Origin of the sequence: Paenibacillus sp. FSL K6-2862 (assembly GCF_038005125.1) — a bacterium.
Taxonomy (GTDB): domain Bacteria; phylum Bacillota; class Bacilli; order Paenibacillales; family Paenibacillaceae; genus Paenibacillus; species Paenibacillus illinoisensis_A.
Genome location: NZ_JBBOSN010000001.1, coordinates 2,284,427 through 2,310,977, shown reverse-complemented (window position 1 = coordinate 2,310,977; position 26,551 = coordinate 2,284,427). Strand labels below are relative to the sequence as shown.

The following is a 26,551-nucleotide window of genomic DNA, read 5'->3' as shown; positions in this document are numbered from 1 at the left end:
GAAAATAGACGTGATCGATCATCACTCTTCATCTTCCCAGACAGTGGAATCTGAGTTGCCAGTTCTCCAGATTCCACTGGATTTTGGGCGCCGTCAACAATCATTTTCGTATGAATCAGCTCATATACAGCTGCAGCCAACACAGAGCCGTGAACTCACTCAGAAGTATGGCTCAACGTCGATTTATAACGCGCTCCTGTCGGCATATGCTGCCTTGTTATTCCGGTTATCTGGAGAACAGGAATTAGGCATTGGCACGCTTGATCCGGATCGTTCTGCATCAGTTCTGCTGCTGCAGGTACATGGCAAGATGAGCTTCCGTGAGCTAATTCGTCAAGTTACCCTTTTGCAAGAAAAAGAAGATTCGATGCAGCCGGGTGCTTACCCGGAAACCTTGTTTATGTTTAATAGTGTTCAGCTTCCTCAGGCTCCGCAGGTGCTCAATTGGAGTATCCGTGAGGAGCAGAATGTATATACACTCGATTTGTTCTTTGATGCATCCCTTCTGAAAGAAGCAACCGTGATGAGATATGCTGAGTACTATCAAACTCTGCTTCTCTCGATGATTCGGGATGAAGACGTGACCATTGGCTCCGTGGATATTTTGTCCGCCTCTGACCGGACGCTGTACCGCGAGATGAATGATACCTGTGTGTCTGAGCCTGAGCATCAGACCATCCATGGCTGGTTCGAAGCTACGGCAGCCGAGTATCCCGATTCGCCCGCTATCACGTCCCCATTTGGCCGGTATAGCTACAGAGAATTGAACGAACGTGCCAATCAAGTCGCACGCGTACTGTTATCTAACGGACTGCAAAAGGGTGAGTTCGTCAGCATCTTCATGGAACGCAGTCTGGAAACGATCATTTCCCTGCTCGGCATTTTGAAGGCAGGCGGTGTATACGTTCCGATTGATCCTGAACATCCGCAGGAACGCAATAGTTATATCGTGGAAGATACGGCTTCTTCTTTTGTTTTAACCAAGGAGTCCTCTCTAGCAGAAGCTTCACGGTTATTCTCGGGTATTCCTACCGTTCGTCAAATTCTGGCTGTGGATGGACGCCTGGCCGGGTTTGCAGCAAGTAATCCTAATCTGGATATTCAGGCAGACGATCTCGCATACATCATCTACACCTCCGGATCCACAGGCAAACCCAAAGGCGCACTCGTTGCCCATCGCGGGGTTGTCAACCTTGGAAGTGTCGTGCAGCGCGATTGTGACATTCAAGCCGGGGACGTTTTGACTCAGTTTGCTACATACAGCTTCGATGCTTCCGTCTGGGATACGATCGGTGCACTGTTCTATGGTGCAGAATTGTATCTGTTATCTGCCGAGGAACGTGTATCTGTAGAGGAGTTCGCCACGGCAATTGAGCGCACAGGCACAACGATTATTACGATCCTGCCTACGATCTTCTTTAACCAGCTTGCATCCTATCTGTCAGACGAAGGGTTCCACAAGCTGGCCAAGGTTAAAATTATTACCGTTGCGGGCGAAGCCCTCTACGGAGAACAGGTTCGCGCCTTCCAGCGCAAATTTGGTAACCAGATCGATATCGTCAATGTGTACGGGCCTACCGAATGTACTGTGGCGACAACGACACACCGGATCAGTGAACAGGTCCCGGATCATGTGGCTAACATTCCAATTGGTAAACCGATTCATAACTACAAAGTGTATATCGTCAATGAAGAGCAGCAGCTCTGCCCTGTAGGTGTGCCTGGTGAAGTATATATTGCTACCCCAGCACTGGCGAAAGGGTACTTGAATCAACCAGAACGTACAGAGCAAGCCTTTATTGATAACCCTTTTGCAATCGATGAGAAAATCTATAAATCCGGTGATATTGCCAAGCTGCTTGATACCGGTTTGCTGGAATATGTCGGACGTAGTGATTCACAGCTGAAGATCCGTGGTCATCGGATTGAAATTGGTGAGATTGAGGATCATTTTGCTCGCCTTGAAGGGATTCAGGATGTTGTGGTCATTCCCAAGAAGGAATCGGACGGTCAGAACATGCTTGTGGGATATTTCACTTCCAAGGATGGCACCACTCTATCCGTAGATCAGATTAAAGCTGAATTGGCAGACAAGCTTCCATCCTATTTTGTACCGAAATGGATCTGTCAGCTTGATGAAATGCCTATCGCACCTACCGGCAAAATTCACCGCAAAGCGATGGTATCCTTTCCAAACGAGGAAAGACATGAAAATCGGCCGGATCGGGTCATGCCTGAGACAGAGACCGAGGCGATCATATTCAATGCATGGAAAGAAATTCTCGGACACAGCGACTTTGGAATTGAAGACAGCTTCTTTACGATTGGTGGCGACTCCTTGCGAGTAATCCATGTCCTGGTTATTCTGAAGCCGCACTATCCGCAGCTGAAGATTGCTGACTTCTTTGCAGAAAAAACCATTCGTTCCCTGGCACTTCGGGTACAGTCACTTGCGGAGATTACCGAGCAAACTGCCCCATCCGGTGAGCAAACTGGCGTAATGACTCTACTGGCAGAGCATCCGGTCGAATTGGCTTCCCAACTAGGCTACCCCGAGATTCTTAATCCGGAGCATGTTCTGCTAACAGGCGCTACAGGTTACCTTGGTTCACATGTGCTGCAGCAGCTCCTTCTTCATTCGGATGTGACAATCCATACGCTTGTTCGTCGTCCGTCTGACGGTAATACAGCCATGCAGCGTTTAAGCAAGGTTATGGAGGGATATTTCGGCCCTGAGATCAGTGGACTTCTCGCTTCACGTGTGGAGATTATCGAGGGAGATCTGGAGAAGCCTAACCTCGGTTTAACCGCTGAACAAACCAGTAAGGTACAAGCCCGGATTGATCGTGTAATTCACTGTGCGGCAGACGTAAGACACTTTGGAGATGCAGAACAGTTTGCCAAAACCAATGTTGAGGGTACGGTAGCCCTGCTGAATCTGGTTCGCAGCAAACCCGGTGCTTCCTTCCATCATGTCTCGACCATGGGCATACCGGAAGATTTGGCACTCAGCGGACAATGGGAATCATCCCTTCAGTATGACCGTTTCCCGGCAGATCTGCATGTAGAGAACCTCTACTCTGACAGCAAACTTGAAGCGGAGAAAGTATTGATGCTTGCAGCAGAGGAAGGTGTACCAGTTAGCATCTACCGTGCGGGTAACCTGACATGTCATTCGGAAACAGGACGCTTCCAGTCCAACATCGACAGCAATGCCTTCTACCGGATGATCAAAGCGATGCTCCTTCTCGGCAAAGCTCCAGCTGCCGAATGGTTGGTTGATTTCACACCGATCGATTATGCAAGCCAGGCTATCGTGCATCTGGCTCTACGTGATGACACGGCTGGACGGGTATTCCACATTTGTAATCCCGAGTCGATCCGTTACGATAGTTTGATTGCCTCCATTAATCGTGCGGGATATGAAGTCGAAACGCTGCCTTTTGATGAATATACCAGTTGGTTATTCGATTCATCCATCAGCAAGGACCCAGAGGCCCTGCAGCTCGCCATTGCCCAATTGGAAGGTGACGGTGCAAAGGATTCAGCTTACGTATATGCCTGCCCGGTAACAACAGCGTATGTTGAGCCAGCCGGAATTCACTGTGCAAAAGCAGATGACTCATTCATCTCCAGCATGCTGCAATATGCAGTTAACATTGGGTACTTCCCTGCTGCTAATCAGCCGCAGCTTGACTCTTCCACGCCTCATATTGTGGAGTAGGACCATTCATTTATCTTAAAACAAACAAGCCACCTGGCCGTCACTTCTGACAGCAAGGTGGCTTGTTTGTTTTTATGTCCAGCGAATAATAGCAATAATCGCAAGATGAGCCGGGTAAAAATAACGCCAGATCCACCTTGGCCCTTTCAGACGAAAACCTGCCCCGTAATACTGCGCAATCGCAATGCCTAACGTAGCCACTACGCTGTACATTTGCACCGAACTGCTGTGCAGCTGGATATAAAGAGCCGTTAACAAAACATGCCCCAGCACAAGTATGGGGCCCTGGAAGTACCGGAATAACAGTACCAGCAGCAGTCCATACATGCCATAATCCATGGCCGTTACTTCCATAATTATACCTGCCCCGATAACAATCGGGATACCCAGTAATCGGTTCGGCTGTTTGTCCAGTACCAGCAAAACCAGCAGGGACGACCATAGGGTCCATACGACGTTTAATGACAAGTGATTAAATGCCGCCATGAAAGGGACTTGGGAGAGCACAGCGATCCAAAAAAGACGCCAGATGTATTTTTGTACATTACGTGTATGCTTATACCCGATATAGACAGCAAATGCATATATGGGAAAAGCAATCCGCCCAATGATCCTCAGTTCCTCAACCTGCGGATAAAAGACAGCCCCTATGTGATCAATCAACATCGTGATCATGGCGATCCACTGCATCATTTTGCGTTAATCCCTCCCCTATCTATCTCTACTTCCAATATACCTATTCCAGGTTAATCAACATTACGTTCATAATACAGGAAGTGGTCATCTTTCGCATACCCCTCTGATTCATATAATGCCTGTGCCTTTGTATTGTTAATCGCTGTGGATAAGGTTATTCGAATTGCCCCTGTCTCGCTGGCGAAGGTTTGTGCAGCATGCATCAACTTGCGTGCTATACCTTTCTTGCGGTGATCCTTATGTACATATAAATCGTTTAGGACCCATATGGACCCCATGGACACTGAACTGAAGCTTGGATATAACTGAACAAACCCGGCTATATTCCCAAGTCCAGGCTCCGTTTTGGAATCCGATTCTGCCATCCATATCACAGATTCATCCTTGCTCAAACGCTCCTGAATGTACTTTACGGCCCTCTCCGTATCAGAAACCTGGTTGTAAAACATTCTGTACTGGTTGAATAATTCACCTATCTGCTGCGCATCAACAAGCCCTGCCCGTCTAACCCGGTACACCATTTATTCCTTCCCCCCTTAACCCCGAATGTTTTTTTCATATACTCTATTTATTTTAAGGCAATTACAACCATCTACCATTCATCATCTGCATCAAAGTTTGCAATATATTTCGTTCCTTGGAACAAAATAAGTTCACACGTACAGATTTCCCTTGTCTGAGAACAATCCGATATAACACAAAAAGGCGAACAGGAGCGTAAGTGCCTCCGTCGCCATGGACTAAATACTTTATTGGAAATCACTTTAATTCCATACGTTGACTTTGTGGATCAGGACTTACATCAGGGAAAATGACCCCTTTTTTTAAGATGAGATTGGCATACTGGGCACGTTCACCGGTAGCAACGATGGCATAGGCACGAGAAGCCCTCTCATAGAAAGAAAATCGTTCTTCTTGATCGAAGGCGTCTGTGATGCCTTCATGCTCCAAGATCAGCCTGCGGTAATCCTCCCATATGATCGGAACAACCTGATCTCCCTCTACAACCTGCATGACGGCTGCAGGCCGTTCTGCATACGTATCAAGTGGATACAAACTCAAAATGGCCTTCAGTAACTCTACGGTTCCCAGCGCATCACAACGGATGAGATGCCTGGCATGGCTGGCTGCAGGGAAATTGCCATCAGCGAGCACCAATTCGTCCCCGTGCCCCATCTCGGACATAATCTTAAGCAGTTCTGGAGAAATTATTGCAGGAATGTTTTTCAGCATACTCAGCTCTCCTTGTTAGCTCCACATCGAATGGAGCAGAATAACCTTCGGTATTCCAAGATGACATCCTTAACTTTCCACCTATGCAGTTCACTTCCATTCTATCAGGATTTTCTAACTTCGCATAATCCATTTTGAACGTAGTTTATATCTAATTTACTTTGACAAAATTAGTTGCATCACATATAGTTGTTATAACAAGTAATTCGTTTGAAGATGATTTATAGGAAAGTGAGGAACGACGTTCGTATGGACTATTCGCTAGAGCAATCTGTCGGATTTATGCTGGGCTTCACATATCGCAAAGCCGCTGCTTTACTTGCGACCCGTTTTAAACCTTACGATATTACAACAGAGCAATTCTCTGTTCTATTCAATATCGATAAGGGAGAAGGCGTGAACCAAAAGGAAGTTGCGAGTCGCGTTCTGAAGGATCAACCCACCACTGCACGCATTATTGATCTACTCGAGAAAAAGGGATGGGTTGAACGTCGGACCAGTGAACAGGATCGCAGAGCTTATCTCCTCTATCTGACTGCGGAAGGAAAAGCGTTGATCGATATTCTGGTTCCCATTGAAAGAGAAATGAATAAAGAACTTGCTGAAGGTATACCCGAAGACCAGATGGAAGCATTTAAACATACTCTTTCCCTCATCAATCGCAACTTGTAAAGAACTGAACATCTCAAGGGGGAATGAATTCATATGAAAGACCGTTCTACACAGGTTAAACTTTGGACCACCGACTTTATTTTGCTCATGCTCTGTAACTTCCTGCTTTTCCTACAGCTGCATATGATTGTTTCTCCTCTTCCTTCCTACGTACAGGAACGATTCCACGCGAATGCATTTGAAGTCAGCTTATTCACCTGTCTGTTTGCGCTTAGTGCAATTGCAGCACGCCTATACTCAGCCAAAGCACTCGAAAAAGGCCTCCGCAATGCCATGATCTACATCGGCCTGTCTGTAGCCCTTCTTGCTACACTCGGGTATTATTTTGCTGCCGGCATAGCTGTTCTGCTGCTGCTGCGAATGATTTTTGGTGTTGGTTTCGGAATGAGCAGTACCGCCTTCCCAACCATGGCCTCTGACATCATTCCGGTTAAACGTATGGGAGAAGGTATGGGCTACTTCGGGTTATCTACCAGTCTTGCCATGTCCATGGGTCCCATCATCGGGGTTACGCTGCTGCAGGGTTCGGGATTTGTAACACTTATGCTGTGTACAGCGGCCGTGATCGTGGTCATCTATCCACTCAGTTATTCGTTAACACGTAAGAAAGCATCACGTTCACATGCTGGTTCACCTCAAACTTCAGCTGGGCCGGTAGCGAACGTTTCCGGAACGAAAGAGAAAATTCCTTTTAATCGCAAATTGATCTTGCCCAGTGTGCTGAATTGCTTGTTATCCATCACCTATGGTGGACTTGTCGGATTCATTGTGTTATATGGCAAAGAGGCCAATCTGGCCAACCCTGCTTTATTTTTCTTGTTTAACGCGTTAGCTGTACTGTTAGTCAGACCATTTGCAGGCAGATTGTATGACAGCAAGGGACCCAAAGCGCTGCTTATTCCTGGAGCGATTTTTGTGGCGATCGGACTGACTATCCTTTCTTTTGCAACGTCCATGCCGATTTTATTTGTCGCAGCATTTATATACGGCATTGGGTATGGTTCCATGCAATCGTCACTGCAGACCTGGATGATTCAGATTGTAGCTCCAACCCAGCGCGGGATGGCGAATGGCATGTTCTTGAATACACTTGATTTGGGGATTGCTACGGGTGCTCTGCTGCTTGGTGCGATCGCCTCCATGACAAGCTACACGGACATGTACCGGTATTCTGTCATCTTCATGATTGTGTTCTTGCTAATCTATCTTATCCAAGGTAAACGAAGTGGAACTTTCGCAGTCACCGTCCATCCGTTACTTGCCCATACACATATATCCGGCACGAATTCTGACTCCAAAGAGTCAAGTTCAACCACAACCGCTGAAAAATAAAAAACTCTCGTCAAATAAAAAACGCGTTTGCCGGTTGAGAATGATGTTCTCGCCAGCAAGCGCGTTTTTGTGTCTACGCATTAACGCAGTTCATTTAAAATGGACTTTTCTTTCGCCTAACGGGTACCCTTCTAGGTACATGATTCGTCTCCGCATTCTGCTCCAACTTGTCAGGGGCTTCCCCCGAGCTGGGCTGTTTTCCTTTTTCAGGCTTAACCGCAAATAATGTGAGCAGGCCACCTACCGCTCCGGTAGCTGCGATTACAATAAAAAGAATAAAATGCGATGTACCAATGAGAAGGGATACTACCGGTGGCCCCAAAGAAACGCCAATAAAACGCATACTGCTGAACAAGGCTGTAATCGTACCGCGCTGCGCTTTGTCAACGCCTTCAGTAATGAGTGCATCAAGACAGGGAAGCGTGGCACCAATCCCTACACTACCCAGAGTGAACAATCCCACCACCAGATAGATGTTATCCCAGAGCCCCATAATGATCAAAGATCCGGTCAGAATCACAAGTCCCGTAAAACCCACCCACTTCATGCGAACCTTGCTCTTTCCAATCCATTTACCTGCGAGGAAAGATGACAAGCATAGAGCCGCCAGCGGAATCGCAAGCACCAGACCTTTAAGAACACCTTTAAGCTGATACTCAGACTCCAGCGTCTCCGACAAATAAAACAGCACGCCAAAAATAACAAACATGCAAATTCCACCGATGGCAAAAAGTGAATATAACCAGCGGCCTTTTTCTTTTAGCACTGTGCGAACGGATGAGACAAACTCGGAGAAGGTCGGTGGCTTCTCTTTTTTCTTCGGCGTTTTCACCAGAAAAATAACGAGTACCAGGGACAGCAAACATAGCACCGGTATGGCCATAAACGGGAGGTACCACAGCCAAACGGCCAGCGCAGCACCCAAGATGGGACTTATGACTTTACCGAACGTATTGGATGTTTCGATAATACCCAAACTTTTGCTGACCTGCTTTTCGTCGTCAAACATGTCACCAACAAGGGGTATGACGATGGGAAAAGCTCCAGCAGCGCCTATTCCTTGCAGAAGCCTTCCGCCAAGGATGGTCCAATACGCTATGCTTCCGTTTAGCATTAACGCAGCTCCGCCTGCTACCGCACCCCCTGCTGCTGCAATGATAAGGCTGGGGATGATGACCGCTTTACGTCCAAACCGATCAGACAGATACCCTGCAATCGGGATAAGCAGTATGGCAACCACTGCGTATACCGTAATAAGCATGCTGACCTTGAAGGACGAAACTTTCAGCTCACGCTCAATTTGCGGAAGGATCGGAATCAGCATGGAGTTACCCAACGTCATAATCACCGGGATGGAAGCAAGTGCGACGAGGTCCCACTTTTTATCTTTCATGCCTTAACCACCTTTACAAGATCGGAAAACAACAATGTTAGTGTGGTTCGTTCGCCAATTGATTATACGGGATATGTAAAAAAGTTCAGTTACAGCATGATAAAAAACCGTTCCGGTTTGTGCGATCGGAACGGTCATGTGTATCATTCATTGTGTTGAACAGATCTTTTTCACTCCGCAGCAATGATTAACATTTTAATCTGAACTGCTGAATGGCAGCGCCACCTTGGAACACAATATATAAACGCTCAAGTTCCTGCTTTGGTTGAAGTGGACATTGGACTGTTGTCCACTGGATGTCAGAGCGATCTTGGACCAGTGTGGATTCAGAACCATTCATGGGCACGGGACATGTTCCAAGAAGCGCCCCATCTGGCCCTCCAGAACGTATCTGCAGCTCGCCACCTTTTCCAAGAGCAGCTACCCGTGCTTCAAATGTATGTGCTCCTTGTGTTCCGCTATTCAGGAAAGCAATCCAGGACAGCCGATCGACCTTATACAGTGGTTCTCCAGGAACAACCGCCCGAACTGCTGATCGTCCTTCCAAGCACTCGTCCAGGAGCACACCTGCATACTCATCAAAATTCTCTGCAAATGTTGGCAGGTCCAATTGACGGGCAGGTATAACCTCCCCTTCAATCTCCATATCGACTGTCTGGCGAATATCTTCCGAGGAGCGTCCAGCCATGATGGACCAGGTCGCTGTCTCTAGGCAATATCGGTCACGTGTGACATCCCAGAAGGCAAGCTTTTGAACAGGAATTTCAAAAGATATGGTCTGCACTTCGCCAGGTGTAAGATGGATACGCTTAAAGCCAATTAATTGCTTCAAAGGCCGCTTCACTCGGGATGTCTGCGGGCGCCCATAGATCTGCACTACTTCATCACTTGCAACGTCTCCCGCATTTCGAACCTGCACTTCAACTTTCAATACATCAGCTCCGGATACTCCCTTAATCCGCTGAGCATCCATTGCATTGTATTCGAATGGAGAATAAGTCAAACCATGTCCAAATGGATATAGGACGGGACCTTCATGGTACATATATGTCGTACCGTTATTAATAATATCGTAGTCCATGATATCGGGAAGCTGTGACTCATCCTCATACCAAGTCATATTCAGTCTGCCTGCCGGAGCATATGTGCCAAGCAGCACATCCGCAACCGCATGACCAAGTTCTTGTCCTGCATGGGTCAAATATACAATGGCTGGAGCTATGTCCTTCAATTCCTGAAGTGCAAATGGATAACTCCCCACAATGACGACTACGGTATTCGGATTTGCCTTGCAAACCTCCTTGACCAGACGGACCTGCTCAGACGGGAGCGTAAGACCAGGCCGATCAATTTCTTCCTTGCCGTTAATATAGGGACTGTTGCCAACAACGACTACAGTTAGATCACTGGCTTTTGCAGAAGCTGCTGCTCGCTTGATACCATCCATCTCGACATGCTTCACCAGTCGTACTGGCTCCTTCGCTCCAATCACCAGGTCATTTGCTTTCGACGCTGTCGCTCCATCTTCTAATGAATCTGCAGCAACGGGTGCCAAAACATGTTTGCCCTGATGTTCAGCAAGTCCTAAAGGAAGACCATTCCACGTCCGCAATAAGTGGCTGTTATCGATCTCGGGATCAAATTGCACAACTTCCTTAACAAACCATCCCCCGATCTCTGGTGCAATCGCCTGATATTTTCCTTGTTCGGTTAACGTAATATAGCGATTATTGTTCACGCTTCTCAGCGTGTGACTTCCCCATCCCCAATCCTGATGAACGAACATAGCCTTCTCCGCACTGCCTTCCGGAACGGCTACAACGGTGCCTTCATCTCCGAGCGATAATACCTGCCCTTCCTGTGTCTGGAGGCTAATACGATCATTCCCGTCTTCATAGAGAATCTCTGCATCAGTCAATCTGTTCCGTAAACCATCTAATACGGTAATTCGATATGGTAGCGTACCGCTATACCAATCGGTGAACACTGCATCCGCGAGAGGTCCAATGACGCTTACCTTGCGAAGTGCATCCGACTTTAATGGGAGCAACCCGTCATTTTTTAGCAATACAATAGATTCTACCGCAGCTCGATAACTTAATTTGGCATGCTCCGGCGCACACAGGACAGACTCCGGTATAGACGCGTATGGATTAAGACCCGAGCGGTCCAGTTGTCCAAGACGCATGCGAACACCAAAAATATTGCGAATAGCCCGGTCCAGATCCTCTTCCTTCAGCAAATCTCGATCAAGGGCCTCTTGCAATGCAGCTACCACCAGATCCACTTCATCGGTCAGACAATCTACGCCTGCCTTCAAGGCACCTGCCGCAGATTCGGCATGCGTCGCATGGTATCCATGATAGTTTACGGTTTGCGAGAGGTCTCCCCCGTCACAGACGATAAAACCAGGCATAGCCCACTCGCCCTTAACCACGTCGTTCACATAAGGACTTTCTATTGCAGGCGTGCCGTTGATGGAATTATAGGCTGTCATCATGGACAAGGCACCACCTTCAACAAACGGTGTCTCGAATGCCTTAAGATAGTACTCGCGCAAATTTCGCGGATCAATGCTGGATGAACAATTCAGCCGGTCCTTCTCGTTATTGTTGGCGAAAAAGTGTTTCAACGTAGCTACCATTTTCAAATAAAATGAATGATTCCCCTGCATGCCTTGCACGAGAGCTGCTGACATCTCCCCTGTGAGCACAGGGTCTTCACCGTAGCCTTCTTCGGTTCTTCCCCAACGCGGGTCACGTTCCAGATCAACGGTTGGTGCCCACAGGGTCAAGCCGTGGCGTTCAGGTTCGCGATGGTGGTAGGCTCTCGCCTCATCCCCAATGACTGAACCAATTTCACGCATGAGTGCCGTATTCCATGTGCTTGAGAGTCCGAGAGGCTGCGGAAAAACGGTTGCTTCCCCTTTCCAAGCCACCCCATGGGCCGCTTCTCCTCCAACGTTGTATGCAGGAATCCCCAGCCGCGGGACTGCTGCTTCGCGTGTAGGAATCAGGCTAATCTTCTCTTCTATCGTCAAACGTTTAATCAGATCATCGAGTCTCTGTTCGAGTGGCAAAGCTGCATCCCACATGGGGTATTGTTCATATTCCTTCATATTTACTCCTCCTAGTATTGGTATGGTTCAATCATCATCTTCCATTGTTCCATAAGGTCCAACGTACATTGACGAAACTTCTGTCGGTCATGCGGTTGATCAATCTGATACTCATGGACGTAAGCATTAAAATAAGAGGACAATATGCTATAGGCCAGCCGGCGCATGCTCCAGCATTACCCGGTAAGTTGTATTGAAAAGTCCGCCCTGCAAGAGGGAGTACTCTTCCACTTTGGTAGCGGTTCCAAAATTCTTCTCCACCAATTGGTATAATATCTCGGTTGGAATAGCCCGGTGTAAGCTCAATCATACGATGACTTGCTGGCTGCAGCTACTTCTGTCTGTCTCCGCCCTAGACAAACAGAACGGCACCTTGCGGTACCGTCCTCTAAGTCATGCTTGCTAATTACAATTGAATTGTGAGCGAGCTTACGCCTGCTGCTGCAGTTACTACGATGCCTTGTTCACCAGCTGCCTGGGATCCACCCTCGACACTGGATACACTTTCGATGCCGCGAAGCACCACATTCCATGGCTTGCCTGCACCTTCAGCACGTACCTCCAGAACAGATCCATTACGGGTTACGTTTACAACCAGTTCCTGTTCAGCCTGTTGGTTCACAACAACCGCTTGCGCCGTGTTGCCATCAGCGAGCTCGAACAAGTGCAGGGAAACTTCATTTACAAAATCATAATCCGGTTTGCTATTGGTTGCACCCACTGCAATCAAACTGTTTGGTTTGATCATCATTGGCAATGTGCGGAAGTTGTGATTCTCACGTACGAAACGGCCGCCTTGTACTTTATTGCCTGTCAGGAAGTTTGTCCATGTTCCTTCTGGCAAGTAGTAAGTTACATCGCCTTCCTTATTAAAGATCGGCGCTACAAGAATCGAATCCCCGAACATGTACTGCGTATCCAGGCTGTATGTTGCAGGATCCTCTGGGAAGTCCAGCACCATGGCGCGCATCATCGGGATACCTTTCACAGTCGATTCCTGAGCAGAATTATAGAGGTAAGGCATCAGGCTGTTTTTAAGTTTGGTGAAGTCACGAACAACGTCCACGGATTCTTCGTCAAACAGCCAAGGCACACGATACGAGGTACTTCCGTGAAGACGGCTGTGGGAAGACAACAGACCGAATTGTACCCAGCGTTTGTATACGTCAGGTGTCGCTGTATTTTCAAATCCACTGATATCATGACTCCAGAAGCCGAAACCGGAAAGTCCGAGTGACAGGCCGCCGCGAAGTGATTCAGCCATCGATTCATAAGTAGAAGAGCAGTCTCCGCCCCAGTGAACCGGGAACTGTTGACCACCTGCTGTTGCCGAACGGGCAAACAGGGCAGCTTCGTTCTTGCCAATTTTCTCTTCAAGCAATTCAAATACAGCTTTGTTATAGAGATGCGTATAGTAGTTATGCATTTTAACCGGATCAGAGCCGTCAAAGTATACAACATCCGTCGGAATTCTTTCGCCGAAGTCCGTCTTGAATGAATCTACACCTTGATCAAGCAGTACTTCCAGCTTACTCTTATACCATTTAACAGCATCCGGATTCGTGAAATCAACCAGAGCCATACCTGCTTGCCACATATCCCACTGCCACACGCTGCCATCAGCTGTTTTTACCAGATAACCGTTCTCCATACCTTCATCAAACAAGTAGGATTTTTCTGCAATATATGGATTAATCCAAGCACAAATTTTAAGACCTTTGTCTTTCAAACGGCGAATCATGCCTTCCGGATCCGGGAACATCGCTTCATCCCATACGAAATCAGACCATTGATATTCCTTCATCCAGAAGCAGTCAAAGTGGAATACGGAAAGTGGAAGATCACGTTCAGCCATGCCGTCCACGAAATGGTTAACGGTTGCTTCATCATAATCGGTTGTAAATGATGTTGTCAGCCACAGACCAAACGTCCATGCCGGTGGAAGCGCTGGTTTACCTGTTAATTTCGTATAGTTATCAAGTACATCCTTCGGATTGTCACCGCCGATAATGAAGTATTCCAAAGTCTCGCCTTCTACGCTGAACTGCACTTTAGATACATTTTCAGATGCAATTTCATATGATACGCGTTCAGGATGGTTTACGAATACACCATAACCTTTGCTGGACAAATAGAAAGGAATGTTCTTGTAGGACTGCTCGCTGCTTGTACCGCCGTCCTCATTCCATGTGTCAACGACTTGACCATTCTTAACAAATGGTGTGAAGCGCTCGCCCAGACCGTAAACGTATTCACCAACGCCAAGATCAAGCTGCTCGCGGAAGTATGCTTCTTTACTCGGACCTGTAATATAACCAGCCGCTCTCTGACCGCTGCCTGTAATCCGTTTTCCTTCATACAGGAAGCTGACGTCCCAACCTTTGGTTTTGTCGATTTGAACTTCGAGATTGCCGCTTTTCAAAACAGCTCCTTGTTCATCTTGCGTGATGTCAACATTCACATCTTGATAGTTGAGTTCAAATTCAGGACTCTTTTTCACTCTTCCTTTATGGTGATTCAAGGTTACACGAATAACGTTAGGCATAGGTGAGCTGTACGTTGCTTTCAGCAAGGTACCGTTCAGCGTATCACCTTTGGTACGAATATATTTAGTTGCCGCATATACGGTCAACGAATCCCCTTTTTGCACAATATCACGAATGTCAGTCGGGTTTTGAATGTGGTATCCTTCACGAGTCATCCAGAATCCATCAGTAAATTTCATGTTTTCTTTCCCCCTTCGGTTATACTATAATAATATTGATATTAAACATGGTTTTCTTCCGATATTTTGACCAAATATATCACGATTTTGATATTTTATATCCGATTCTCAAGCAAGATCACCAATCTATGGAAACGATTACATTAATAATGATACCATAAAGGAGGACCTTCTATGGAACGCGAACGATTACGGGAGGACCGAATACACGGTAATGCTATGTATCCCGTCAGTGTTTATCCGGATATTGAACAGCTTAATGGAGACAGCATTCTGGATTGCCACTGGCATGATGAGATGGAATTTACGATGGTTACTCAAGGCAGTGCCGTGTTCCAGATTGACATGAATACCGTAGAGGTGAAAGCGGGCGAGGCGATTTTTGTGAACCGGGGCGAAATTCATGCAGGCTATTTGAAAAGCGACCTTCCCTGCGTTTTTTCCTCCATCGTGTTCAGTCCGGAGCTGCTGGGCAGCCGCACCTTCGATGCCGTGCAGGAGAAGTTCATCAGACCGCTCGTTCATAAGACACTTATCCCTCCATTTCACATGAAGTCGGAGGATGACTGGGGCCGTGAGATCCTGCTGTATCTCCAGCATATTTTTGCGGATCATGCTAACGGTTCTGAAACCTGTGAGATGACAACCAAAGCCTACCTGTATCTCATTTTCGCTCGTATGTTCGAACACATGCGCCCTGCCCCTGTAAAAGGTACCGTCCCGACAGGCAGCCATGACAAAGTGGAGCGGCTCAAATCCGTCCTTGGCTACATTCACAAACGCTACCCTGAGCCGCTGAAGCTTAAAGAGCTGGCCGACGAGGCCAATATGAGTGAAGGACACTTTTGTCGTTTCTTCAAGCAGATGGTACAGAAAAGTCCTGTCGACTATATTAACTACTACCGTGTGCAGCAAGCCTGTTACCAGCTCGAGAACACGGATCACAAAATCGTGGATATTGCCATGGATGTTGGCTTTGAACATTTGAGCTATTTCATCACCACATTCAAAAAACACAAAAATACAACCCCCTCGCAGTATCGGAAAATGTTTTATGAAAAGGTGGCCATGGAGCCTGCTCTAATATGAAGCAATAAAAGGTGCCTACAGCGGTTATGCTGCAAGCACCTTTTAATTTTTTGCTATGCCTAGTTACGCATTATTCTTTCAACGTTTTCCAGGAAGTGTATTCATGAATAGAGAATCCCTTAAATGAGGAATGCTCTGCCGCCAATTTCTCCACCTGCTTCAGTTGAGATTCCATGTACACTGAACCTTCTTCATAAAATGTAATGAAATCGCCTTCTTTGCTCTGCTTCGTCTCTACGGCAATTGAGATCGTTTTGCCCAGCTGGGAAGCCTCTGCAAGCTCGTCTTTGGCCACGTTATAGATTGCTGCAGCCGTATCGCGGTATGCCATAATCGTGATCGAATCAAATTTGCGAATCATCCAGCTGCTCACAGCCATTGTTGAACCCGGAATCTTGTAGTTATCCAGCCAGAAAGGCAAATCTGCTCCCACAGGCATATTCATCAGGGCAGCGCGGTCAACGATGTATTGAACATTCCCTTGCCACTGGGTAATGACGCTGGCCTGATTGGTTTTCCACTCCGGATGCACATGCGGTTCAATATCAAGATGAATCCCAGCAAATTTCTCGTCAGGTTCTACGGAATCCTGATAGGCTTCAATCCAGTCGAGGAAACTTGCAATTTGCTCTCTGCTTTCGGTTAGCCCCCAAGCCGCTCTTCCATCCATCACATCGACAGCGATATTGTAAGCTCTGGCCTTACGAATGAAATCTGTATAGTAAGGTATCTTCACATCGCGATTGATCTGCAGATAGATCGTGTTGATATCGTGGTCTACGGCAAATTTCAGCACCTCTTGCGGATTCTTTTCAATCTGAGTGGTATCCCATACCCAGGTCGCTCTAATCGGCCCTTCCACGTTTCCATGGATCGATTCATAACTTTCTACAGAACCCTGTGCAATAGTCTTGGATGAGAACGTGACACCCGCAATTAGGACCAAACAGCTGATGATCTTAATAAAATGAAACCCCCGCTTGTTTTGCATATTTGTACACTCCCCTTGTAATTTACCGTTCCATCGTCGTAATCCGGAAAAATGTTTGTCGTTTTACCCTTCATTTTATGAATCAGATAAACAATTCGTTTATGCATTTGCTTTCATATGCAATATCATCTTCTAGACTTACGACGAAAGGATCATATAAGATTATTTCGGGAATTCACACTTCTGTATTCATAGTTCTAAAGTCTCATTTATTAAAAAATTTTTAATTTACGCAGAAAATTTCTACAACTTCTGTCGTTATTGCCATATATGAATGACCAACAGAAGACCTAGGAAGCGTTTTCTATAAAAGAAACAAAAAAAGCCGCCATAAAGGCGACTTCCATCTTACACAGAAATATTCATCCATCTATATGTGGTCATTTCTGATCATCACGTTCTTACAAACCAGCTAGCATGAGAAAACACGCTCTCATGTTATGTTCCAGCAGGGGTACTCGGACTGCTTTCCGTTGTCTCGTCGAATAGCGACACCAGCTCAATTCCCTCTGCCGAGATCCGTACTAATCCCTTATCGGACAAACGCAGCTCAGGAATAACGACCAGTGCAAGCAGGGAAAGTGTCATAAAGGCATTATTCAGAGTACAGCCTGCCGATTGCAGTGCTTCACTGATTGCAGCAGATTGTGCAGCAACTTCTTCAAAGGGCTCGGTGGACATTAATCCTGCGATCCGAAGCGGAAACTCGGTTACACCTTCGTCCGTAATCACGGCAACCCCACCTTGCATGCGGATTACCCGATTACCTGCCTCCGCCATCAAGGTATCATCGTTACCGATAATGAGAAGATTGTGACTGTCATGAGCTACGGTCATGGCAATGGCTGCAGGGCGTGTGAATCCAATGCCGCCGACAAGTGCAACTGCCTTGTTTCCGGTTTGCTTATGCCGTTCCAGCACCGCAATTTTGCAGATATCCCCCGTCGTGGACACAGCTACCTTACCGTTTTGCACCGTTACAGGAACATGTTTCTCTTTTGTATCCACATGGTTTTCGGTTACATGAATGATTTTTGCCCCAATGGTTCCCTCGGCAATCGGCGCTGGCAGTTCCATATCTTTCGGCTGAATATTAGCTTCCAGCTTCACCGTATTCAACGCTTCTTCCGGATAAGTGAAGCTATCCCAGACGGCCGTCATCTTCCCCTTCTCTGCGACAACATGCCCGGCAGCAATCGTCATGCCAACACGCACATCTGCCAGTCGGCCATCCAGTAAGATAATATCAGCTATATTACCAGGGATAACAGCCCCAATATCACGTGCCACACCGAAACGTTCAGCCGTGTTTATCGTTGCCATTTGGAAGGCAGTTACGGGTTTGACCCCCTGCGAGATGGCCAGTCGGACGACGAAGTCCATGTGTCCTTCTTTGAGCAGCGATTCGGAACTCCGGTCATCGGTCACCAGCATCATTCGGCGGGTATCCAGCCCGAGTTCGGTACAGGCTTTGATGGTTTCGGCCACGTCATGCCAGGCTGATCCCTGACGCATTTTGGCATACATGCCAAGTCTCAGACGCTCCACGACATCTTCCTTCGTTACACATTCATGATCTCCAGTCACACCGCTTGCCGCATAAACAGGTAAACGCCAGTCATCCGCTGCCCAGGTAAAGTGACCGTCCGCCACCTTGCCGGCCCGCAGCGTAGCCTGGATTTCTCCAATCATCGTTTTATCCCCGTATACGACACCCGGGAAGTTCATGACCTCACCAAGCCCAATCATGTCAGGGCCCCAGGAGAGAGCCTCAGCCACTTCCTCAGGTCCGATGTAAGCTCCTGTCGTCTCCAAACCAGGATGTGTTGAAGGCACACAGGAAGCCACCTGCATATAGGCTGCGAGCGGCGTGGTTCTCGCTTCATCCAGCATAAGCCGCAGACCCTTGAGACCAAGTACGTTGGAAATCTCATGCGGGTCAAAAAAACCACCGGTTGTACCGGAAGGCAGTACGGCTCTCGCAAACTCCGTCACCTTCATCTGCGTGCTCTCAATGTGACAATGTCCGTCCAGTAATCCTGGAGCAATGTATTTCCCTTCTGCTTCAATAATGCGTGTATGTTCTCCGATGGTATGACTCACATCTTTGCCAACATAGGCAATTCGAGCTCCCTGCACCGCAACGGACATATCCGGCAAAATTTCACCCGAGATGACATTAACCAGGGTCCCTCCTTGAATGACTAAAGTCGCCTTCATATCTCCTCGCGCTGTTGCTACCAGATCAGGTACACAATCCGCCATTAATGGCCGTTCAAAAGATGGTTTGTTCATGCCATTGCCTCCTTCATTCATTAACGATCCAAAAAAATATATTGTTACGATTATATGAGTCCGCACGGCATGTGTAAAGAAAATTCCCACCAATTGTGCATGAGTACAAATTCAAGCTCCATAATTATCCACCGAACTAAACCCATTCATTCTTATGTCAGGAATAGTTATCCAGCCCAGCTCTTCCATTCCGTTTATTATAGTCGAAACCTTACACTACATAGAAAGACTCCCGTTCGAGGGAACGGAAGTCTTCTCATATAAAAGGATCACCTTGTTTAATCTGTTTGAGCCGCAGATACATGGTCAATGGAATATAATTGCTGCGGCTGTGAGGTTATGAACGGACTTGGTTTACCAAGGCTGTACACATGAAGCAGGTGCATCGCTCGGGTACACGCCGTATAGAACAGTTTGCGTTCGTGCTCCTGCACATATTGTTCTGCTGAACCGTCATAGATGAGCACCGCATCAAACTCCACCCCTTTTGCAAGGTATGCCGGTATGACATGCACACCCCGTTCGAAGGCAAGTGTCGTCTTCTTAATCAATTTCGGTGCAGCAGGCAGTACGCGGCTTAACGCCTCATGCACTTCCTTGCTCTCTTCCGCTGTCTTACAGATTACCGCAACCGATTCATACTCTTCCTGAATGAGATGGCTGAGATCCGCTGCAATCTTCTTCATATGCTCCTCCGTATTGGATGACACAATGACTGCCGGCTTCTCGCCGCTGCGATTGAACGGAATGATCTCTTCCCCACCGGGAACCATCCCTCTTGTAAACTCCACAATCTCCTGTGTTGAACGGTAGCTCCGCGTGAGTTCGATCACTTCCGTATTCTCTGGTCCATACAGGTTTGTAAGTGGTCCAGTACCACGAAGTACTGAAGAATGGGCATAGATCGCCTGATTAAAATCACCCAAGGCCGTTATTTTCGCCCGTGGAAACAGTCTTTTCATGAAAGCCAGCTGAAACGCAGAATAATCCTGGGCCTCGTCAATAATCACATGTCTTATATTCGAGTTGATATGGAATCCAAGCAGCAGCTCCCGCAAATACAGATAAGGGGTAATATCCTCATACGCCAGTTCCTGTACTTTCATTCGGCGAAGGGTCATGCTGCAGATTTCATCCCAGTGGGCGGGCAGTGCCTCGCCTTCCAGCAGTCGAATCATCTGTGCCTGGTCCTGAAACAGGTGCGCATACAACTGGCGAATATCCACGAATCGCAGCGATTTGATCCACTTTCGCAATGGCTTGAGCCGATCACTAACCACCATGCGGGCCAGGATCTCCCGTTCCTGTGCAAAATCATCGAATGTATCCACTTTCCCCTTTTGTTTGCGCTTCAGCCGTTGATAAGCACGCTGCAGATCTTCCGGTTCCATCAGATCCAGCTGCTGATCAACCCAAGGTGCTTCCAATTCACTTTTGCCAAAGGCCGACAATTCCTTCAGCATCCAGTCCCGCAGCATTTCCAGACGATTCACCAGCTTCACGGATGACCCGAAGCTGTAGAATTTCTCAGCCATCGCCTCCGCTGTTACAACCGCCTGTCCCTGGAACCGCACCGGTTTGAATTTCATGCCTTCCGACATCAGGCTGTCTTTGAATCGCGTAATCACTTTCAGGAAGGATTCGGAAGACTTGAAGCGGATGCCTGACATGCGTGCCGTGTATCCTGGATCCTCCATATTGGAGAGGACGTATTCAAGCTGAATGAATGGATCTTCCAGCTGATATTCGCGGCCAAGCCTACGTTCCAGGTACTCCTGAAACGTCGTTTGCAGCATATTTTCTTCCCCAAGCTCAGGCAGTACCGTGGATACGTAACTGTTGAACATCGGGTTCGGCGAAAAAAGTACCATCTGATCGGCCTGCAAATGCTCGCGATACTTGTATAGAAGGTAGGCTACACGCTGCAGTGCAGCTGACGTTTTGCCGCTGCCGGCTGCTCCCTGTACAATCAGCATGCGTGTACGGTCATTGCGGATAATTCGGTTTTGTTCCTTTTGAATGGTCGCCACAATGCTTTTCATTTGTGCATCCGATGTCCGGCTCAGCACCGCCTGAAGAAGTTCATCTCCAATGGTAACCCCGGTATCGAACATAAAACGGATACGCCCATCCCGAATGACAAACTGTCGTTTCATTTCGATATCGCCACTGATTTCCCCGCTTGGTGTATGGTAAGTAATTGGTCCGGGGGCACCATCGTAGTACAGATTGGATATCGGCGCTCGCCAGTCGTAGACCAGGAAGGATTCTTCCTTCTCATCCAGTAGTGAGGCAATACCCAGATAAATCCGCTCTGCTTGCGGATAACCGTCTTCCTTAAAATCGATACGTCCAAAATAGGGCGAGTGATGCAGTCGTTTCATTTTGTCCAGCGCTGCTGCCGTATTCAGATGACTGCGCTCCCGATCAGACAGGACCTGCGATTGCTGCCGCATGCTGGTGGATGTTTCCCCAACATCATCCGCCTCACTGAAGTTCATGGTGACTTCATCCCAGAAGTCCTTTCTCATCTCCACAACTTCATCCCGGAAGGAACCAACCTCCTTTTCAAGGTCCGTTATTTTCCGCTCGATCTGATCGGTTACGATGTCTACTCGCTGCTGCTCCTCGCTCCATTGCTGGTCAGTACTCATATGTTAATACGCCCCTCTTTCCCCGGATTGTGTCCTCAAAAGTCCATTTGACAAGCCCGAAAAGGCTATGGTATAATTAATTAGAAATTAAACATTTTAATTTTATGTTAATTAGTTCTAATTTTCTGAAAACCATTTTTTATTGTACCAGTGACAGCGTCCCGATGCAAGCGGAGGCGTTTTTTGTTGTTTCTACCCTTAAATATTAATCTTTATAACAAGGGCATCGTTCCAATAGTCCTCTTTATTATTACCCTCGAAATGGATGAATATAGATATGGTTTGTCTTCTATTGACGCAATTCTGCAATCGTCTCTTTCCATCTTGATATGGATGCTGCTTCGTCTTTTAGTTGAAACGTGATTCCTGTCGTGATTTCGGCATATGGAGCATGATCTACGCGTACGTCCGCTACTTGAGCCTCATACCGGTCTCTTGGGTGAATGGCTTCCTTTAACGGAGGAAGTGCTCTGATCTCCAAGCGCACATACAGCAATTTATGCTCATGTACGGCAATCAAGGTAGCCTTGCCTGTTCTGTTCATATTCATACTTGTTTGTGTCCCTGGCCATAATGCGAGTCTAAGTGTATCCGGATCCATAGCAAGAATCTCACCCACACTAATCATGGCCTGATGAGGCCACCCATCCTCCGCTACGGTTAGCAGCTGCATGGCCTCATGCTGTTTCTCCTCCAATTGATCACCACTCAGCCATTCAACAAATTCTGGATTAAGATGTTTATCGTTCATATTATTCTCCCTCGGTTCACTAAGATGACCTTTATCCATCAGTTATGTATACAAAACAACCCGGACACAGTTGTCCGGGCTGCACGTTGTATTTCTATTGTATCTGATTGGAAAGCCTGTGTGCAATTGCTGTTAAGGCCACTTAAGCCAGTTCAGGATCTTATCCTGTGACTCGTTGTCTTCCGTGGAGCTATGCACATGTTCGGCAAGCCTGTTGAGCCGTTCCAGCTGATATCCGTAATCGTATATGGCTGCAGCAACGATAGATAGTCTAAGCATGCCTTCCTGATCGATATCAAACTGGGAAATGGCTTGTTCCATGAACCGATCATTATCCAGTATAAACTGTGCTGCCTCTTCCCCGTTTGGCTTCAACTTATCTTCAAATTTGAGCAGGGCGTGCTCGTGGAATTTAATGACCAATTCGAGATGTGTATCAAAAAACTGATCCATCTCCGGCGTACGCTGTGCCTGGAAATAATGCCGCTCCACAGAATCCAGCACGTCATACCCTTTTTGCAGGCTCAGCAGCATTTGTTTATATACAACCATCTGCCGCGTCTCGCTGAATTTGGAACGCTTCATTTTCTTCTGTTCTTCCTCAAACAAATTGTACTTATCCGAGAGCGATTTGATGGAACCACCCAGACTGCCCTTCTCATCCCTGAAAACAACTTCCTTGATCTCATCCGAGATGGACGTGCGTAACAGCAGGGACATGCTGTTGAACACATTCTGGATCTGCTTCACAAACTGCAGCTTGGGCTTAGGCGGGAATACCGTGATATTAATGAGAAACGCGGATACAATACCAACAAGTGTCAGCAGGAACCGGTTCAATGCAAAGTGCCAGTCACCTGAAGCTTCCATAATGGAAACGACGGTAACCAGAGTCAGCCCTACGGTCTCACCCATATTCAGTTTAAGACAGATCATAATAACAAGCACAATGATCAATCCCACTGCGATTGGCTCATTGGACAATACCATACCGCCCAAGAGGGCAACAATGGCTCCAAGCGTAGTTGTCTGCAATTGATCCAGGAAATACTTCCAGGAACGATAGATTGATGGCTGCATCGCGAAGATGGCAGCTATGGCAGCCGGTACCGGTGACTGCGGATTCAAGAACATGCTCAGGTACAGAGCAAGCGTTACCGCAATTCCTGTCTTAAGCACGCGTGCTCCAAACGACACGGTAACCCCTCCTTACCTGTACTCTCATTTTGAACGAAACCATTAATAATCATTATTACCCCGTATTTCTTTTTTTGTTGAATTATTTTGATCCAATACTTCACTTTTTCATCCATTAACGATAACAGCAGCCCCTTTTAATGTTCCATAGCCATGTAACTTCAACATTAATTTTATCAGAACGACTTATTTTACCACGGACGCTCTGTGGTTACCATGTGATTCCTCATAATGTTTATTTCACAAGATTAGATAACCTGTTTTCTTACAAATAAAAAGCAAACTTTTGAAATGTGGTATTACCACCATCAAAAGTTTGCTAGTATGTTGCTTTGGTTATCGCTCACCATGTACAAGGTTGCTTAACGATCTGTCCCTTCCCACTCCCGCTTGAACTGCTCCACGAACTCTGCCATAAACGCATGGCGCTGCTCGGCCAGTTCCCTGCCATAGGATGTATTCATGAGATCCTTCAGTTTAAGTAGCTTCTCGTAAAAGTGATTAATTGTCGTGCTCCGTCCATTCCGATATTCCTCCCGGGTCATCTGTTCCCGCGGCGGAAGGGATGGATCATACATTTCACGGCCTCGCGCACCTGCAAAAGCAAACGTGCGTGCGATACCTATGGCCCCCATTGCATCCAACCGGTCGGCATCCTGCACAACTTGCGCTTCCAGCGAAGATACAGCAGGGCGCTGTCCTCCCGCATACGAGATTGTACTGATGATGTTAACCACAGCTTCCCGGGTGCCTGGCTCAAGCTTCTGCTGATCCAGCCATTCGTTAAGCTTTTTCATCCCCGCTTCCAGGCTTTCGTTCAGCTTCTCATCCGGCACATCGTGCAGCAGTGCAGCCAGCTCACAAACAAAAGGATCTGCTCCCATTCGATGGGCTAGCTCAACAGCAAGCGCAGTAACTCGTTCAATATGCGGCCAATCATGACCGTCCGTATGCTTCCCGGCATCCCCCTGGACAAAGGCTCGGGCGGCGCCAAGGATGGCCTCTCGGGCAGATGTACCATCTACATGCTCAGGATGTCCGGATATATTCATTGTCAGACTGGAATTGTCGTCCACGATTACTCTTCCCCGCTTTCTCGGGCCTGTTCACGCGGCACACGCCGCGCAACACCAGTTCTCACTGCTGCTTCAACTACACGCTTACGGATGGACTTGACCACCTTCTCGTTGAACACACTTGGAATAATATAATAACGTGTACGTTCCTCATCCGAGATGGCAGAAGCAATAGCCTTCGCGGCTGCGAGTTTCATTTCTTCATTAATCTCTGTCGCACGGCAGTCCAGAACTGCTCTGAACATCCCCGGGAAACAAAGCACGTTATTAATCTGATTCGGATAATCCGAACGGCCTGTAGCCATGACGGCCACGATATCCTCCACTACAGCCGGCATAATCTCCGGTACCGGGTTTGCCATCGCAAATACGATAGGGTTCTCCGCCATGGATTGTACATCTTCACGAGTTAACAGATTGCCACGGGATAATCCGATAAACACGTCTGCTCCGCGAATGACATCCCGCAAAGAACCCGACTCGAGCTCCGGATTGGTTCGTGAAGCATAATCACTCCATACCTCATTTTCATAGGTTTGTGTCCGTACAATAGCTCCCTCGCGGTCAACACCGATTAACCGGCTTGCTCCAGCGGACAGGAGAATATTGCTGCAGGCCACCCCTGCGGCGCCAATACCACAGACGACGATCTTCACATCGTTAATGGATTTGCCGACAAGTTTGAGCGCATTAATCAGACCTGCATATAACACTACAGCCGTACCATGCTGGTCATCATGAAACACGGGAATGTCCAGTTCCTCATTCAGCCTTCGTTCGATTTCAAAGCATCGCGGAGATGAGATATCCTCCAGATTAATACCGCCAAAAGCGGGTGAAATCGCTTTCACCGTGCGAATGATCTCCTCGGTATCCTGTGTATCCAGGCAGATCGGGAATGCATCCACACCTGCAAACTGCTTGAACAGCATAGCCTTTCCTTCCATGACCGGCATCGCTGCGCGAGGCCCAATGTTCCCCAGTCCGAGCACGGCACTGCCATCAGATACAACGGCAACCGTGTTCCGCTTGATGGTGAGCGAAAATGCCTTGCCCGGTTCATCGGCTATCGCCGAACATACACGAGCAACATCGGGTGTATAAACACGTGACAAGTCTTCCCGGTTATGAATCGGCGTTTTGGGAGTGACTTCGATTTTGCCGCCAAGGTGCAGGAGAAACGTGCGGTCAGACACGTTAATAATGGACACACCTTTGAGCTGGCGTACCGCTTCTATGATTTTGCTGTTATCCTGCGCATCCGTTACCGCAACTGTCAAGTCGCGCACACTCACATCCTGATTGGTCGAAATCACGTCGATGGCAATGATGTCTCCCCCAGCTTCCGAGATGGCCGAGGCCACTTCGCCAAACTTGATATCTTTCGTTGTCATTTCCAGCCGAATAATAATGCTGTTGCCGTCCAGATTTCTCTGATTCATTCCAATTCCTCCCAGACTGAAAGTCTTGAGTTGCACGTTACCTGTTTCTCTTCGCTGTACATGCACTCTTTTCCTTTATCTTGTCCAGAAAAAGTGACAACTGCTACATGACTTTATACAAAAAAAGACCGCCCTTACGTCTATCTGACGTATAGGACAGCCT

The 26,551-nt window shown here is 47.5% G+C and carries 18 protein-coding genes; 4 read left to right on the top strand and 14 right to left on the bottom strand.

The annotated features are described in order from the left end of the window. The first annotated feature begins 10 nt into the window (after positions 1–10). On the top strand, positions 11–3,724 hold the full coding sequence (locus MHB82_RS10705) for a non-ribosomal peptide synthetase family protein (protein WP_341174644.1): 3,714 nt from the start codon (positions 11–13) through the stop codon (positions 3,722–3,724). Between the two features lie 72 nt (positions 3,725–3,796). Here the strand turns inward: MHB82_RS10705 and MHB82_RS10700 are convergent, their stop codons facing one another. The 3 genes from MHB82_RS10700 to fucU all read right to left on the bottom strand — a co-directional run bounded on the left by MHB82_RS10700 (position 3,797) and on the right by fucU (position 5,653). Then, the gene (locus tag MHB82_RS10700) at positions 3,797–4,417 is read right to left on the bottom strand and encodes a TraX family protein (protein WP_255247865.1); all 621 of its coding nucleotides are present in this window, start codon (positions 4,415–4,417) and stop codon (positions 3,797–3,799) included. Between the two features lie 53 nt (positions 4,418–4,470). Beyond that, positions 4,471–4,941 (bottom strand): GNAT family N-acetyltransferase, encoded by a 471-nt coding sequence (locus MHB82_RS10695; protein ID WP_095358755.1) that lies wholly within the window; start codon positions 4,939–4,941, stop codon positions 4,471–4,473. A 238-nt stretch (positions 4,942–5,179) separates the two neighbouring features. Further along, positions 5,180–5,653 carry an L-fucose mutarotase gene (gene fucU, locus MHB82_RS10690; protein WP_341174643.1) on the bottom strand — a complete coding sequence of 158 codons (474 nt, stop codon included), beginning with the start codon at positions 5,651–5,653 and terminating at the stop codon, positions 5,180–5,182. A gap of 249 nt (positions 5,654–5,902) precedes the next feature. On the opposite strand from fucU, the gene MHB82_RS10685 reads away from it, so the two are divergent. Both MHB82_RS10685 and MHB82_RS10680 read left to right on the top strand, forming a co-directional pair. Further along, positions 5,903–6,325 carry a MarR family winged helix-turn-helix transcriptional regulator gene (locus tag MHB82_RS10685; RefSeq protein WP_095358757.1) on the top strand — a complete coding sequence of 141 codons (423 nt, stop codon included), beginning with the start codon at positions 5,903–5,905 and terminating at the stop codon, positions 6,323–6,325. A 33-nt stretch (positions 6,326–6,358) separates the two neighbouring features. Next, complete coding sequence (locus MHB82_RS10680; RefSeq protein ID WP_095358758.1) at positions 6,359–7,657, top strand: MFS transporter; 1,299 nt, start codon at positions 6,359–6,361, stop codon at positions 7,655–7,657. 94 nt (positions 7,658–7,751) lie between these two features. On the opposite strand, the gene MHB82_RS10675 is transcribed toward MHB82_RS10680, so the two are convergent. The 4 genes from MHB82_RS10675 to yicI all read right to left on the bottom strand — a co-directional run bounded on the left by MHB82_RS10675 (position 7,752) and on the right by yicI (position 14,893). Beyond that, a complete protein-coding gene (locus MHB82_RS10675) occupies positions 7,752–9,050 on the bottom strand; it encodes an MFS transporter (RefSeq protein WP_341174642.1) in 1,299 nt (432 codons plus the stop codon). A 187-nt stretch (positions 9,051–9,237) separates the two neighbouring features. Next, positions 9,238–12,168, bottom strand: coding sequence for a glycoside hydrolase family 3 C-terminal domain-containing protein (locus MHB82_RS10670; protein WP_341174641.1), 2,931 nt, complete (start codon positions 12,166–12,168; stop codon positions 9,238–9,240). Positions 12,169–12,315: 147 nt separating this feature from the next. Further along, positions 12,316–12,474 carry a hypothetical protein gene (locus MHB82_RS10665; RefSeq protein ID WP_341174640.1) on the bottom strand — a complete coding sequence of 53 codons (159 nt, stop codon included), beginning with the start codon at positions 12,472–12,474 and terminating at the stop codon, positions 12,316–12,318. Between the two features lie 100 nt (positions 12,475–12,574). Then, positions 12,575–14,893, bottom strand: coding sequence for an alpha-xylosidase (yicI, locus tag MHB82_RS10660; protein WP_341174639.1), 2,319 nt, complete (start codon positions 14,891–14,893; stop codon positions 12,575–12,577). 174 nt (positions 14,894–15,067) lie between these two features. On the opposite strand from yicI, the gene MHB82_RS10655 reads away from it, so the two are divergent. Continuing rightward, on the top strand, positions 15,068–15,982 hold the full coding sequence (locus MHB82_RS10655) for a helix-turn-helix domain-containing protein (RefSeq protein WP_341174638.1): 915 nt from the start codon (positions 15,068–15,070) through the stop codon (positions 15,980–15,982). Positions 15,983–16,052: 70 nt separating this feature from the next. On the opposite strand, the gene MHB82_RS10650 is transcribed toward MHB82_RS10655, so the two are convergent. From MHB82_RS10650 to MHB82_RS10620, 7 genes are all read right to left on the bottom strand, one after another. Next, positions 16,053–16,973: a hypothetical protein gene (locus MHB82_RS10650; RefSeq protein ID WP_095358763.1), complete on the bottom strand. Its 921-nt coding sequence runs from the start codon at positions 16,971–16,973 to the stop codon at positions 16,053–16,055. Positions 16,974–17,411: 438 nt separating this feature from the next. Next, entirely contained in the window at positions 17,412–19,268 is a 1,857-nt protein-coding gene (gene ade / locus MHB82_RS10645) for an adenine deaminase (protein WP_341174637.1), read from the bottom strand. Positions 19,269–19,546: 278 nt separating this feature from the next. Beyond that, positions 19,547–21,922, bottom strand: coding sequence for an RNA polymerase recycling motor HelD (gene helD, locus MHB82_RS10640; RefSeq protein WP_341174636.1), 2,376 nt, complete (start codon positions 21,920–21,922; stop codon positions 19,547–19,549). Between the two features lie 289 nt (positions 21,923–22,211). Continuing rightward, positions 22,212–22,673 carry a pyridoxamine 5'-phosphate oxidase family protein gene (locus MHB82_RS10635; RefSeq protein WP_341174635.1) on the bottom strand — a complete coding sequence of 154 codons (462 nt, stop codon included), beginning with the start codon at positions 22,671–22,673 and terminating at the stop codon, positions 22,212–22,214. A 132-nt stretch (positions 22,674–22,805) separates the two neighbouring features. Next, positions 22,806–23,870, bottom strand: coding sequence for an FUSC family protein (locus MHB82_RS10630; protein WP_341174634.1), 1,065 nt, complete (start codon positions 23,868–23,870; stop codon positions 22,806–22,808). A gap of 362 nt (positions 23,871–24,232) precedes the next feature. Then, positions 24,233–24,946: an HD domain-containing protein gene (locus tag MHB82_RS10625; protein ID WP_341174633.1), complete on the bottom strand. Its 714-nt coding sequence runs from the start codon at positions 24,944–24,946 to the stop codon at positions 24,233–24,235. A 2-nt stretch (positions 24,947–24,948) separates the two neighbouring features. Further along, positions 24,949–26,388 carry an NAD-dependent malic enzyme gene (locus tag MHB82_RS10620; RefSeq protein WP_110759386.1) on the bottom strand — a complete coding sequence of 480 codons (1,440 nt, stop codon included), beginning with the start codon at positions 26,386–26,388 and terminating at the stop codon, positions 24,949–24,951. Between the last annotated feature and the right edge of the window lie 163 nt (positions 26,389–26,551).